10 protein-coding genes are annotated in these 13,992 nt (G+C 64.9%); 8 read left to right on the plus strand and 2 right to left on the minus strand.

Annotated elements, in window-relative coordinates; translation table 11 throughout:
* The first annotated feature begins 7 nt into the window (after window positions 1-7).
* Window positions 8-406: a hypothetical protein gene (locus AC07OK_RS21195; RefSeq protein ID WP_494692141.1), complete on the plus strand. Its 399-nt coding sequence runs from the start codon at window positions 8-10 to the stop codon at window positions 404-406.
* A gap of 52 nt (window positions 407-458) precedes the next feature.
* On the opposite strand, the gene pepN is transcribed toward AC07OK_RS21195, so the two are convergent.
* Window positions 459-3,095: an aminopeptidase N gene (pepN, locus tag AC07OK_RS21200; RefSeq protein WP_494692142.1), complete on the minus strand. Its 2,637-nt coding sequence runs from the start codon at window positions 3,093-3,095 to the stop codon at window positions 459-461.
* A 62-nt stretch (window positions 3,096-3,157) separates the two neighbouring features.
* Window positions 3,158-5,215: a S9 family peptidase gene (locus tag AC07OK_RS21205; protein ID WP_494692143.1), complete on the minus strand. Its 2,058-nt coding sequence runs from the start codon at window positions 5,213-5,215 to the stop codon at window positions 3,158-3,160.
* A 426-nt stretch (window positions 5,216-5,641) separates the two neighbouring features.
* Between AC07OK_RS21205 and AC07OK_RS21210 the strand changes: the two genes are divergently transcribed.
* The 7 genes from AC07OK_RS21210 (at window position 5,642) to AC07OK_RS21240 (ending at window position 13,990) form a co-directional block, all read left to right on the plus strand.
* A complete protein-coding gene (locus tag AC07OK_RS21210) occupies window positions 5,642-6,271 on the plus strand; it encodes a hypothetical protein (protein ID WP_494692144.1) in 630 nt (209 codons plus the stop codon).
* Between the two features lie 130 nt (window positions 6,272-6,401).
* Window positions 6,402-6,980 (plus strand): TetR/AcrR family transcriptional regulator, encoded by a 579-nt coding sequence (locus tag AC07OK_RS21215; protein WP_494692145.1) that lies wholly within the window; start codon window positions 6,402-6,404, stop codon window positions 6,978-6,980.
* A 75-nt stretch (window positions 6,981-7,055) separates the two neighbouring features.
* Complete coding sequence (locus AC07OK_RS21220) at window positions 7,056-7,766, plus strand: SDR family oxidoreductase (protein WP_494692146.1); 711 nt, start codon at window positions 7,056-7,058, stop codon at window positions 7,764-7,766.
* A 362-nt stretch (window positions 7,767-8,128) separates the two neighbouring features.
* Entirely contained in the window at window positions 8,129-8,701 is a 573-nt protein-coding gene (locus tag AC07OK_RS21225) for a hypothetical protein (protein WP_494692147.1), read from the plus strand.
* 87 nt (window positions 8,702-8,788) lie between these two features.
* Window positions 8,789-10,195 carry an MFS transporter gene (locus AC07OK_RS21230; protein WP_494692148.1) on the plus strand — a complete coding sequence of 469 codons (1,407 nt, stop codon included), beginning with the start codon at window positions 8,789-8,791 and terminating at the stop codon, window positions 10,193-10,195.
* A 130-nt stretch (window positions 10,196-10,325) separates the two neighbouring features.
* Window positions 10,326-12,683 carry a S9 family peptidase gene (locus tag AC07OK_RS21235; protein ID WP_494692221.1) on the plus strand — a complete coding sequence of 786 codons (2,358 nt, stop codon included), beginning with the start codon at window positions 10,326-10,328 and terminating at the stop codon, window positions 12,681-12,683.
* Window positions 12,680-13,990, plus strand: a complete 1,311-nt coding sequence (locus AC07OK_RS21240; protein ID WP_494692149.1) for an alpha-amylase family glycosyl hydrolase — start codon at window positions 12,680-12,682, stop codon at window positions 13,988-13,990. Before AC07OK_RS21235 ends, AC07OK_RS21240 begins: the two co-directional genes overlap by 4 nt.
* Window positions 13,991-13,992 lie beyond the last annotated feature (2 nt).

Consider the following 13,992-nt stretch of genomic DNA (forward strand, 5'->3'; position numbering starts at 1 on the left):
TGTGGACATGAAAACCAACCTCCTCCCCCTGCGCCTGGCCGCCGCCGGCGCGCTGATGCTGATCGCCGCCGCCTGCGGCAGCGCGCCGCCCGCCCCCCCAAGCGCCGCATCGCTGTGGCAAAAAATCCAGGCCCGGAACGCCGACACCGGCTGCGACCGCGACAGCCAATGCCACAGCATCGCCGTCGGCGCCAAGGCTTGCGGCGGACCGGAGCGCTACATCGCCTGGTCCGAGCGCGCGCAGGATGGCGCACAACTCAAGCAGCTGGTCGCGCAGCACGCCGCCGCCCGCGTCGAGGAAGACAAGCGCGGCCACATGCTGTCGAACTGCATGCTGGCGGTGGATCCCGGCGCCGTCTGCCGCGCCGGCCACTGCGTGTTGAACCTGGAAAACGCCCAGCCATAAAAAAAAACCGCGGGCCTTGCGGCGCGCGGGTCGTTTTTTTCAGCTGTCGAGGTTAGTTGACCGTCATCGCCTTCTTGATGGCCACGCAACGTTCGTCTTCCTGATGCGTCACCAGCAGCGCGCGCCGGGTGCCGGCCGACAAGTCCTTCAACTTGGCGACCGCCGCCTGCAGCCGCTGCACGCTGGCCGGCGTGCAGCTGGCCGGTATCATCATGTTGGCATAGGAGCGCATGAAGACCGGGCCGGCGGCCTTGTCGACCTGCGCCAGCTGGGCCAGGCGCTGATTGGCGCTCAGCTCGCCCAACGCGCCCTGCCCGGCCGGATACATGTTTTCCATCGCCCGGCGGATCTTCGAGAACGGCAGCTTGGTTTGCGGGTCGGTGATCTGGGCCAGCCATTCGGCCTTGACCTTGGCGTCCGGCTGCACCACGGTCGCGCCCAGCGCGGCGGCCTGGCCGCTGTCGGACTTGTCGCGCTCCTGTTCCGCCGCCAGCAGGGCCGCCGCGCCCGGATGGGCGTAGCGGTTCAGGCGGTTGACGATGTCCCAGCGCACGTCCTGGCTGACGTTCAGGCCCGGCACCACCAGCTTGCCGCCGAGGATGTCGGCCAGCTGGGCCAGCGCGGCCGGGGTGCCGGCGATGTCCAAATAGGTCGCGAACCAGCGGCGCTGGAAGTTGTTGTCGCCGCTGGCGGCCAGGGTGGCGGCGAACGCCATCTGCTCCAGCTGCGTCGCCATCTGGCCTTGGTAACCGGCCACCGACGGCCCCATCTCATCGAGGTAGGCCTTGGCGCTGCGGATCTTGCTGGTGACGTCGCCCAGCAGCGTGTAGTCCTTCTCGCCCGGCGCGTTGGCCAGCACGGTGCTCAGGAACTCGTTGAGCGGCAGCTTGGCGGCGCGCACGCCGTCCCACAGGCTTTGCCACAGCATCGAGCGCAGCAGCGGATCGTCCACCTTGCCCAGGCTGGACTGCGCGGTAGCGAAGGATTTTTTGTCCAGCTGCACTTGCGCATAGCCCCAGTCCTGGTAGTTCGGATAGACCAGGTCCGGGCAGGCCGCGCCCGCCAGTTCCGGCACGGCGGTGTTGGCGCCCTTGTAGGTGACGGCGACGTTCTTACCCAGCTTCAGTCCGTCCGCGCCCAGGTTGAACAGGGCGATCTGCACGCGCTGTTCGCGCAGCGTCGGCATCGCCTTGCTTGGCGCGCTCTGGCGCAGATGGAAGCTGCCGATCTTGCCGCCGGCGCAGCTGAATTCGGCCGCGATGGTGTTCACGCCCGGCTCGTACAGCCACTGTTTGGTCCAGCCGCCGAGGTCGCGGTGCGCGGCCTCGCCCAGGCTGCCGATGAAGTCGTCCAGCTTCGCATTTTGATACGAGTACTTGACCAGGTAGTTGTGCACGCCCTGGCGGAACACTTCCTCGCCCAGCAGGTGGCGCAGCTGCTTCAGCGTCGACGCGCCCTTGGAGTAGGTGATGGCGTCGATGTTGTCGAAGGCGTTGGCGGTGGACGGCACCGGCGTTTCGATCGCGTGCGTGGTCACGCGCTGGTCCTGCACGTAGGCGCCCTGCTTGGCGCCCGAGTAGAAGCCCTGCCAGGCGTTGTTGAACTCGGTCGATTCGGCCGTGGCCAGCGTGCCCATGAAGGAAGCGAAGCTTTCGTTCAGCCACAGGCCGTTCCACCACTTCATCGTCACCAGGTCGCCGAACCACTGGTGCGCCATCTCGTGCATGATGACGCCGGCCAGGCTTTGCTTCTGCGCCGCCGTCATCTCGTCCTGGTACAGGAAGCCGCGTTCGGCGAAGGTGATCGCGGCCGCGTTTTCCATCGCGCCGTACAGGAAGTCCGGCACCAGCAGCTGGTCGTACTTCTCGAACTGGTAGGGCACGCCGAAGTACTGGTCAAAAAACTTCAGGCCGCGGCGGGTGTAGTTGAACCAGTCCTGCGGCGACACCTGCGACGCCACCGACTGGCGCGCGAACAAACGCATCGGGTACGGGCCGCCGTGGTCTTCCCACACCTTGTACGGGCCGGCGTGCATGGCGAAGTTGTACGAGCTCAGCTTCTTGGTGCGCGGGAAGGTCCAGCGTTTGGTGTTGCCGATGTCCTGGATGCCGGTCTCGCGCTTGGTCGACGACACCACCCAGTCGGCCGGCGCGGTGACGGTGATTTCATACGTGCCCTTCAGGTCGGGCTGGTCGAACACCGGGAACATCTGGTGCGCGGCGGCCGGCTCGAAGTGCGAGTAAGTGTAGACGCGGTGGTCGACCGGGTCGACCATGCGGTGCAAGCCCTCGCCATTGGTGCTGTGCAGGCGCGTGTAGCTGATGGTAACGCTGTTGCGGCCGGCCTTCAGCTCGGCCGGGGCGATGGTGATGAACCACTGGTTGTATTGCGGCGCCACTTGCTTGCCGTTGACGGTCAGGCTGAGGATGGTGGCCTTGTCGAGGTCGATGGTCAGCGGCGCGCCGGCGTCGCTCAGGTCGAAGCTCAAGGTGGTGGTGCCGGAGAAGGTTTCCTTGCCGGTCAAGATGAAGTCCAGCGTGTAGTCGACATTGGCCACGCGCGCCGAGCGGGCGGCGGCGTCGGCTTGCGACAGGAAGGCGTTCTCGGCGCGTGGAGCCGCTGGTGCGGCGGCGGCCTGCGCGGCGCCGTAGGCCAGCGCGATGGCGGCCACGATCATGCATTTTTTCATGGGTGTTCCTTGAATGTGGCAACGCCCGCAGAGGCTGCGGGCGTTGCGTCGTTAAACTGGTTTTATTTTTTGAGGTAGTTATCGAGCCAGTCGATCACCGTGTGGTGCCACAGCAGCGAGTTGGCCGGCTTCAGCACCCAGTGGTTTTCATCCGGGAACATCAACAGCTTGCTCGGGATGCCGCGCCGTTGCAGCGCGGTGAAGGTGCCCAGGCCCTGCGTGGTCGGAATGCGGAAGTCCAGGTCGCCCTGCACCACCAGCATCGGAGTCTTCCAGTTCTTCACCTTCAGCGCCGGGTTGAACTTCTCGTGCAGTTCCGGCACGTCGTAGTAGGCGCCGCCGTTTTCCCATTCGGTGAACCAGATCTCCTCGGTGGCGTAGGCCATGCCGCGCGTGTCGAACACGCCGTCATGGTTGACGATGCACTTGAAGCCGTCGGACCAGCTGCCTTCGATCCAGTTCATCATGAAGCCGCCGTAGGACGCGCCCAGCGCGCAGCTGCGCTCGCGGTCCAGCCACGAGAATTTCTGCACCGCCGCGGCCAGGCCCTTTTGCAAGTCTTCCAGCGGCTTGCCGCCCCAGTCGCCGCTGATCGAATCGGTGAACTTCTGGCCGTAGCCGGTCGAGCCGTGGAAGTCGATGAACACGGTGGCGTAGCCGGCGCCGGCGTACACCTGCGGATTCCAGCGATAGCTCCACGAGTTGCCGAAGCTGCCCTGCGGGCCGCCGTGCACCAGGAAGGCGATCGGGTACTTCACGCCGGGCTGGGCGTTCCATGGCTTCATCACGTGGCCGTAGACGGTCTCGCCGTTGGCACCGGTGAAGGAGAACTGCTCGTACTCGCCGAACTTGACGTCGGCCAGCGCCTGCGCGTTGAGCGTGGTCAGCTGCGCGGCCTTGTCGGCAGTGCCACCCAGCTTGAACTTGAACAGCTGCGCGCCGGACGCCAGGTTGGCCTGCGCCATGACGACGGTGTCGCGCGCGACGTCAAAGCCGCTGACGTAGCCGTTGCCGGTCAGCGCCGTCACCTTGCCGCTGGCGGCGTCGATGGCGAACAGCCGGTGCTGGCCGATGTCGTCGGCGCTGGCCAGCAGGGTCTTGCTGTCCGGGGTCCAGCGGTAGTCGGCGATTGAGCGGTCCCAGCTGTCGGCGACGGTGCGCTTCTTGCCGCTGGCGACGTCGAGCAGCACCAGGTGGAAGCGGTCGGCCTCGAAGGTCGGCTTGTCCATCGCCAGGTAGGCCAAGGTCTTGCCGTCGGGCGAGTAGATCGCCTTGGTGTCCCAGGCCGGGTTGTCGGCGCTCAGGTTCTTGAGCGCGCCGCCTTCGGCCGCCACGGTGTAGACGTCGAAGTTGGTCGACCAGGCTTCGGTCTTGCCGGCGATGCGGGCCGAGAACACCACGGTCTTGCCGTCCGGGCTGAAGTGGTATTCGTCGTGGTCGCCGAAGGGCTTGGACGGCACGTCGCCGTCGAGCATGCCGGACAGGCTGACCGGCTGCGCGCTGACCTTGCCGCTGGCGTCGATAGGCGCCGCGTACAGCACGTTGGTGCGGCCGTCGGCCCAGCTGTCCCAGTGGCGCACGAACAGCTTGTCGTAGACCTTGCCGCTGGCCTTGGCCTTGCCCTGCGTATCGAGGCGGGCCTTGGTGCAGGCCAGGTCGGCGCAATCGCGGAACACGGCCAGGCTCAGCGCCAGACGGTCGCCCTGCGGCGACAGGCGGAAGTTTTCCACGTCCAGCGCCAGGTCGGTCACGCGCGCCGCCTCGCCGCCGGCCAGCGGCAGGCGCCACACCTGCTGCGAGCCGGAGCGGGCCGACAGGAAGTAGACCGCGTCGCCGTTTGGTGACCATTCGGGATCGCTGCTGCTGGCGTCGGCCTGGGTCAGGCGCACCGGCGCGGCCTTGGGCGCGCGCAGGTCCAGCATCCACAACTGGGTGTTGCCGCGGTTCTTGTCCAGGTTGGTGGAGCGCACCGTGTAGACGACACGGGTGGCGTCCGGCGACAGCACAGGGCTGCCGACGCGCTCCATCTTGACCATGTCTTCAACGGTAAAGCCGCGCGGCGCGGCCCAGGCGTTGGACGCCGCGATCGCGGTCCCCAACAGCAGCAGTGATAGTCTCATTCGGTGATCTCCGACGTTATAAGAAAAATACCGGCTGGTGGCCGGCTGCCGGCATGATACCAAGATCGCAGTGCAGCAAGCAAAACTGTTACTTAAGCGTCCTGTTTGACGCGGAGGAGAAATGTCCCGAGTCTTGCGGTATGTCGCGCGCAGGTACAGTTCATCGCCGCGTCGCAGGTGTAGACTGGAACCAGTTTTTCTATCGAACTAATTGTCCAGCAGAGGTAATCATGGCCACAAGTGTGAGCAAGAAGGGGGCAAACGGCCACCGCAGCCGATCGACTTCGGCAAATGCCAAATCCGACAGCGCCCTGAAAAGATCCATACGTGTCGTCAAGTCGCCTCCGAAATCCGGAGCGCTGTCGAAGAGCGCCGTGCGTAGCGCCGTTGCGAGCGTAGTCCTGGCCCACAAGAAGTAGGCCATCGATGGATGCGAAGAACAATTACAACGATAACGTCTTCATCAATTGCCCGTTCGACGACGACTACAAAGAATTGCAAAATGCCATGGTGTTTGCCATTTACGACTGTGGCTTTGTCCCGCGCTGCGCCTTGGAGGAGAACGATGCGGGCGATGTGCGGTTCGACAAGATTAGAAGACTGATTGAGTTATCGCGTTACGGCATCCACGACATCTCGCGCACCGAGCTCGATTATGTCAATGGACTACCCCGCTTTAACATGCCATTCGAACTGGGTCTATTCCTGGGCGCCCGCCGATACGGAGACGACGATCAGAAAAAGAAGAATTTGCTGATACTGGATCAGGAAGAATATCGGTATCAAAAATTCCTTTCGGATATTGCCGGCCAGGATATTCGCTCACATGCAGGAAGTAGCGCCTTGCTCATAGGGCACGTCAGGAATTGGTTAAGCTCGGCTTCAAGGCGTACAACAATTCCTGGGGGCAAAGAAATTACGGCGCGCTACGCCGTATTTTCTGCTGACCTGCCTGGCATTTGCGGACAATTCAGGCTTTCACCGGACGAAATCACGTACAACGATTACAGTCTATTCGTTTCAGAATGGCTCAGAAAAACAAACTCAACGAATTAACGCTCGATATTGCCGGACCGCGAAGACGACGACGGTGAGCGGTTCGAAATGATGGCTAATGTGTTTCAATAATATTTCGATAACAAAAATTATGCTTGACTATTTTGAGACGACCGGTCATATTTAGCACATGGCCAAACCACACGTCAAAGAGCAAATCGTCAGCGCCGGCTTGAACCTGCTGCACAGCAGGGGCTTCAACGCCACCAGCGTCCAGGACATCACGGACGCCGCCGCTGTGCCGAAGGGCTCGTTCTACAACCACTTCGCCAGCAAGGAAGCGCTGGGGCTGGAAGTATTGCAGCGCTACCGCGCGGCGGCGGCCGGCTATCTCGACGTGCTGGACGACGCCAGCCGGGCGCCCAAGGCCAGACTGCGGGTGTATTTCGACCTGCTGATCGGCGCCAACACCGCAACCGACTACAACTGCGGCTGCCTGCTGGGCAATTTCAGCAGCGAGCTGTCGACCCAGATCCCGGCCATGCGCGACGCACTGCGCGTGGCCTACGACGAATGGGCGGCCGGCCTGTCGGTGGTGATCGCCGAAGGCCAGCGCGACGGCAGCATCGCCGCGCCGCAGCCGGCGCTGGAACTGGCCCACTTCGTCATCGACGCCTGGCAGGGCGCGGTGCTGCACGCGAAGGCGTCCCGCAGCCGCGCGCCGCTGGACCGCTTTGCCGACCTGGTGCTGAACCGTATTTTGCTGTGATGTTTTTTTTCGCCATTTTTTAAGATGACCGGTCATATTGTTTTACATCAATCTCACCCACTGAAAGGAACTACCATGAACTTCAACGATGCTGTCGTCCTCATCACCGGCGCCAACCGTGGCCTGGGCAAGGCCCTGGCGCAAGCCGCCCTCGCCGCCGGCGCCCGCAAGGTGTATGGCGGCGCCCGCAATCCCGCCAGCGTCACCCTGGCCGGCGTCACGCCGATCAAGCTCGACGTCACCAACGCGGCCGACATCGCCGCCGCCGCGCAGGCCATCCCCGACCTGACCATCCTGATCAACAACGCCGGCATCTTCACCGGCAGCGGCGTCTCCACGCCCGACGCCGCCGCCTCGGCGCGCGCCGAACTGGAGACCAACCTGTTCGGGCCGATGGCGCTGAGCCAGGCCTTCGCCCCCGTGCTCAAGCGCAACGGCGGCGGCGCCATCGTCAACATCCTGTCGGCGCTGAGCTGGATCAGCCTGCCGACCAGCGGCACCTACAGCGTGTCCAAGGCCGCCGCCTGGGCCATGACCAACGGCCTGCGCGGCGAACTGCAGGCGCAAAACACACAGGTGCTGGGCGCCCACATGGGCTATATGGACACCGACATGACCGACGGCGTCGACGCGCCGAAAGCGGCGCCGGCCGACGTGGCCCGCTTCATCGTCGCCGCGCTGGAGGCGGGCCAGGACGAAGTGCTGACCGACGACACCGCGCGCCAGGTCAAGCAGGGCTTCACCGCGCCGCGCAGCGCCTACCTGGGCGAACCGCGCGCGGCCTGATCGCTACCGCAGCGCAGCAATCTGGCCGTGGCGAAACTTTGTCGCGGCCAGATACAAAATATTTTTGATCGACGCAATAAATCACGTATTTTCATCCGCAAAATAGGCGCATAATTTCCAACTCAGTCAGGAAGAGTACGCACGTTCACGACCGGCATGGCGTGTAGTCAACTCGTTTTCCCCGCCGGTAATCTTCGCGATTTTATTTCGATACTGTTATTGCCACACGACCAGTTGTGAACAATTGTAAATCGACGTTGAATGAGTCCGTCACCGCGCTAAGGTAGCAGTCTTCACCTCGGGCGCGTCCGCCATTCAACGCTTGCCGCGCAGCCGAAGTCAGACGAAATACGGGAAACGTTATGCTCACTGCCACCTATGTCTTATTGACACTATCCATCGAACAAAAAAAAGAACGCCACTTCATCGCCCGTCTGCTGCAATACGTGCAGTCGATCGCGCGTCGCCCGCAGGAAATCGATCCTGTGTTCATCGAATCCCAGCTCAAGGAACTGACCACGTTTGCCGAGACGCGCCACCAGCGCAAGGTCGAGGTCTGCCTGATGCCGGCCGTGCGCGCGGCCGACGCCAATTGCGGCGCGCTGATGAACGACCTCGAATCGCTGAGCCGGCTCGGCGGCGCCATGCTCAACGCCGTGCACAAATGCCTGCGCCGCGCCATGCGCCGCAGCGCTTCGCAAGGCAAGTTCCTGTGCCGCACGGTGGACCTGTATTGCCAGAACCTGCTCAAGCGCCTCGACAAGGAAGAGCAGGAGCTGCTGCCGTTGGCGCAGAAAGTGATCTCCAGCGAAGAATGGTTCGAGATCGGCAGCCAGTTCCTGGCGCAGGAAGACAACGGCGCCGCCACCCAGCCGGAGCTGCGTCCGCGCCGCGCCCGCATCTACGACCTGGACTCCGGCGCCGCGGCGGCCTGAGCGCGGCGACGCAGCACTGTTGTTTTGAGTTCCGCCACGCGCCGCTAAAGCTTGCCTAAGCAAAATCGTGCAGATAATATCGTCTGCATGCAGACCCATACCGCCACCGTACTGCACCTCCGCGGCGCCGCCGGCATGGACGCCATTTATCGAAAAATCAGCTGGCGCCTGCTGCCGCTGCTGATGTTGTGCTACGCGGTCGCCTGCCTGGACCGCATCAACCTCGGCTACGCGCAAGGCCAGATGCAGGCCAGCCTGGCCTTCGACGACCAGGTCTACGCCTGGGGCGCCGGCCTGTTCTTCGCCGGCTGCTGCCTGTTCGCCCTGCCCGCCAACCTGCTGCTGGAAAAGACCGGCGCCCGCCGCGCGCTGCTGCGCCTGATGCTGGGCTGGGGCGTGGTGTCGGCCGCCGCCGCCTTGGTCCGCACGCCGTTCCAGCTGTACGCGCTGCGCTTCGCGCTGGGCGCGTTCGAAGCCGGCTTCTTCCCCGGCGTGATCCTCTACCTTTGCTGGTGGTATCCGGCGCCGCGCCGCGCGCGCGCGTTCGCCGTGTTCGCGTCGGCCGCGCTGCTGGCCGGCGTTGCCGCCGGTCCGCTGTGCGACGCCACGCTGGCCGCCTTGCATGGCGCGGCCGGGCTGCAAGGCTGGCAATGGCTGCTGCTGACGCAAGGCCTGCCGGCCGTGCTGCTGGGCGCCATCGTCTACGGCTACCTGGATGAACGTCCCGACGCCGCCGGCTGGCTGTCGCCGTTCGAACAGCTGATGGTCGAGCAGGACCTGGAGCGCGACGAAGCGCAGCTGCAGGCGGCCTTGGCGTCCGGCCAGCCGGTGCCGGACGACGCCGCGCCGCCGTCGAGCGCCGACACCATCGCCTCGCTGCTGCGCGACCGCGCACTGTGCCTGCTGGCCGCCGCCAACCTGCTGCTGATCGGCGCCAGCTACGCGCTGCTGTCCTGGGCGCCGGCGCTGATGCAGCGCTGGGCCGAAGCAAGCCATATGCAGCCTGGCCTGCTGGCCGCCATCCCCAGCCTGGCGGGGGTGGCCGGCATGATCGCCATCGGTTACGACTCCGACCGCCGGCGCGAGCGGCGCGGCCACTTCGTCGCCTGCATGGTGCTGGCCGCCGGCGGCCTGGCGCTGGCACTGGCCGCCAACGACGGCATGGCCTGGTCGCTGGCCGGGCTGGCGCTGGCGTCGCTGGGCATCGCCTCCGCCGCGCCGCTGCTGATCGCCATCGTCACCGACCTGCTGTCGCGCCGGCGCGCGCCGGCCGGCATCGCGCTGGTGCTCAGTTTCGGCCTGCTGGGCGGCGCGTTTGCGCCCGTCCTGAGCGGGCGCCTGCTGGCGTGGGGCGGCAGCGCCGCCATGCTGGCCGTGCTGATCGCCATGACCCTGGCGGCCGGCGCCATCCTGTTGCTGGCCTTGCGGCTGACGCCACGCCACGGCGGCCCGGACGCGCGCCATGGCAGCAGCGACAAGATGGCCCGCAACTGAAGATTTAAGCATTACAGGTCACTGGGGCTTGGGCTAGAATCGTGGTCGCGTCGCGATCCGGCGCTCCCGTTCACCCAACCTCAAAGCGAAACTACCGATGCGTTTTGTCTTGCCTTTCTTAGCCGCCGCCATGGCCGGCTCGTTCGCCGCCAGCGCCGGCGCAGCATCCATCACCAGCGCCACCCCGATCACGCTGGACCAGGCGATGGCCAATCCCGACTGGATCGGCAATCCGGTGGAAGCCGCATGGTGGGGCTGGGACAGCCGCCAGATCTACTACAAGCAGAAACGCGCCGGCTCGCCGCTGCGCGACACCTTCCAGATCACCGCCGGCGCCGCCAAACAGGTCGACGACAAGCAGCTGGCCAACCTGGACGCCGCCGCGCCGGTCTACAACCACGACCACACGCGCGCCATCCTGCTGCGCAACGGCGACCTGTTCGAACGCGACCTGAAGACCGGCGCACTGACGCAGATCCTGCGCGGCACCACGCCGGCCGTCGATCCACAGTACGCCGCGGACGGCGCCCACGTGCAGTTCCGCGTCGGCGGCGACTGGTACAGCTGGAGCCGCGCCGAGCGGCTGGTGTCGCCGGTGGCGCTGCTGCGCACCGCCAAGGACCCGGACGCCGCGCCGGACGCCGACAGCCGCCGCGAGCTGCAACTGCGCCTGCTGTCCACGCTGGCGCGCCTGAAGGAAGAGAAGGACGCCACCCGCGACCGCCGCAATGCCGAACGCAGCGCCGACCCCACCCGCGCGCCGCTGCCGGTCTACTTCGGCGAGAAGGTCGTCATCGACACCAGCGCGCTGTCGCCGGACGGCCGCTACCTGCTGGTGGTCACCAGCGCCAAGGACGGCGACAAGCGCCGCGTCGGCAAGCTGGCCAAGTACGTGACCGAATCGGGCTACGAAGAGAGCGACGACCAGCGCAAGCGCGTCAGCGACGCCGGCCCGCTGCCGCAGCAACTGAAACTGGTTGAACTGTCGACCCGCAAGGTGACCGAGCTGTCGTTCGACGCCCTGCCCAACATCGCCATCGATCCGCTGGCCGAGCTGCGCGCCGCGCACAAGCTCGATCCGCTCAAAGGCAATCGCGGCCTGCGCTTCGAAAACCGCGAAGACTCGATCCGCTGGAGCGCCAACGGTGCGCAGGTGGCCGTGATGGCGCAGGCGATCGACAACAAGGACCGCTGGCTCGCCACCGTCGACCTGGCCGGCGCCAAACTGAAACCGGTGCACCATCTGAGCGACACCGCCTGGGTCAACAATCGAGGCAACGATTTCGGCTGGCAGCCGGACAACAGCACGCTGTGGTACCAGTCGGAGGAAAGCGGCTACGCCCACCTCTACACGCAAACGCCCGACGGCAAAGCACGCGCGCTGACCTCCGGGCGGTGGGAGACCAGCGAGATCGAATGGAACGCCGACGGCAGCATCGCCTACTTCCTGTGCAATCCAAAACTGCCGGGCACCTACGAGGTGTGCTCCGCCTCCACCAGGGACGGCGCCTTGCACGAGCTGACGTCGCTGGGTGGCGTCGAGAGCTTCGCGCTGTCGCCGGACGGCCGCAAGCTGCTGGTGCGCTACTCCAGCGCCTACATGCCAACCCAGATCGCCACCGTCGCCAGCAGCGGCGGCGCCGCCACCCAGCTGACCGACACCCGCAACGCCGACTTCAAGTCGCGCGAGTGGATCACGCCGCAAATCGTCGCCGTGCCGTCCACGCACGGCGCCGATCCGGTATGGGCCAAGCTGTATCGCCCGGCCACGCTGGAAGCGGGCAAAAAATATCCGGTGGTGATGTTCGTGCACGGCGCCGGCTATCTGCAAAACGTCAGCAAGCGTTATCCGGTCTACTTCCGCGAGCAGATGTTCCACAACCTGCTGGTGGAAAAAGGCTACATCGTGCTGGACATGGACTACCGCGCCTCGCTCGGCTACGGCAGCAAATGGCGCACCGCGATCTACCGCCAGATGGGCCACCCGGAACTGGAAGACTACATCGACGGCTTGAACTGGATGGTGGCCAACCAGCAGGGCGACGCCAAGAACGTCGGCATCTACGGCGGCAGCTACGGCGGCTTCATGACCTTCATGGCGCTGCTGCGCGCACCGGAGCAGTTCAAGTCCGGCGCCGCGCTGCGTCCCGTCAGCGACTGGACCACCTACAACCACGAGTACACCGCCAACATCCTCAACACGCCGGAGCTGGACCCGGACGCCTACAAGATTTCGTCGCCGATCGAATACGCCGACAAGCTGCAAGGCAATCTGCTGATCGCCCACGGCATGATCGACGATAACGTGTTCTTCCAGGATTCGGTGCGCATGGCGCAGCGCTTCATCGAACTGAAAAAAGACAACTGGGAACTGGCGCCGTATCCGCTGGAGCGTCACAGCTTCGTGCATCCGGAAAGCTGGTACGACGAATACCGCCGCATCTATCAGCTGTTCGAACGCACGCTGAAACCATCAGGAGCTCCATGAAAAAGCTTGCCGCCCTGCTGCCGCTGGTAGCACTGATGTGTGGACCGCTCGCGGCCCACGCCGAAACCGTCGCCGTGAAGCACCCGGCCTGGTCCCGCAGTTCCAACATCTACGAAGTGAACCTGCGCCAGTACAGCAAGGAGGGCACGCTGAACGCCTTCGCCGCCACGCTGCCCCGCCTCAAGCAGATGGGCGTGGACATCGTGTGGCTGATGCCCATCCACCCGATCGGCCAGCAAAACCGCAAGGGCACGCTGGGCAGCTACTACGCGGTGAAGGACTACGCCGCCGTCAGCCCGGACTACGGCAGCATGGACGACCTGCGCAAGCTGGTCAAGCAGGCGCACGCGCTGGGCATGCACGTGATCCTGGACTGGGTGGGCAACCACACGGCCTGGGACCATCCTTGGGCCTCCCAGCATCCCGACTGGTACAAAAAGAACGACAAGGGCGAAATCCACTCCGTCACCTTCAAAAACGAAGCGGGCGGCACGGAGGAATGGACCGACGTGATCGGCCTCGATTACGGCAACAAGGAGCTATGGAAGGGCATGACGGACGCGATGGCGTTCTGGGTGCGCGAGGCCGGCATCGACGGCTTCCGCTGCGACGCCGCCGGCCTGGTGCCGACCGAATTCTGGAACCAGGCGCGCGCGCAGCTGGACAAGATCAAGCCGGTGTTCATGCTCGCAGAATGGAACGAGCCGGCGCTGCACGACAAGGCCTTCGACGCCAGCTACGACTGGCCGCTCAACGAGATCATGAAAAAAATCGGCAAGGGCCAGGCCGGAGCGGCTGAACTGAAAGCCTTTGTGGCCAATCCGCCCAAGGCGTATCCGCGCGACGCCTACCGCCTGCAGTTCACCAACAACCACGACATCAATTCGTGGCAGGGCACGGACAAGGAGCTGTACGGCCCGGCCTACGGCGCGATGGCGGTGCTGAGCTACACCCTGCCCGGCATCCCGCTGGTCTACAACGGCCAGGAAGCGCGGCTGGACAAGAAGCTGGAGTTCTTCGAAAAAGATCCGGTCGACTGGAAGAGCTACGAGCTGGAAGGCTTCTACGCCGGCCTGAATCAGCTGAAGAAGGAAAACCAGGCCCTGTGGAACGGCGCCAGCGGCGGCGCGGTGCAGCAGCTCGACGTCGGCAACGAGCAGCTGTTTGCCTTCAAGCGCGCGCAGGGCAAGAACAGCGTGCGGGTGATCGTCAACCCGACCGCCACGCTGCAGAAGTACAAGCTGGCCGGCGACGAAGGCCAGACCGTGCTCAAGCCGTGGCGCTGGCGCATCGTCGTGCCGGAATAAGG

The organism is Duganella sp. GW821-FHT07G03, from assembly GCF_059418605.1.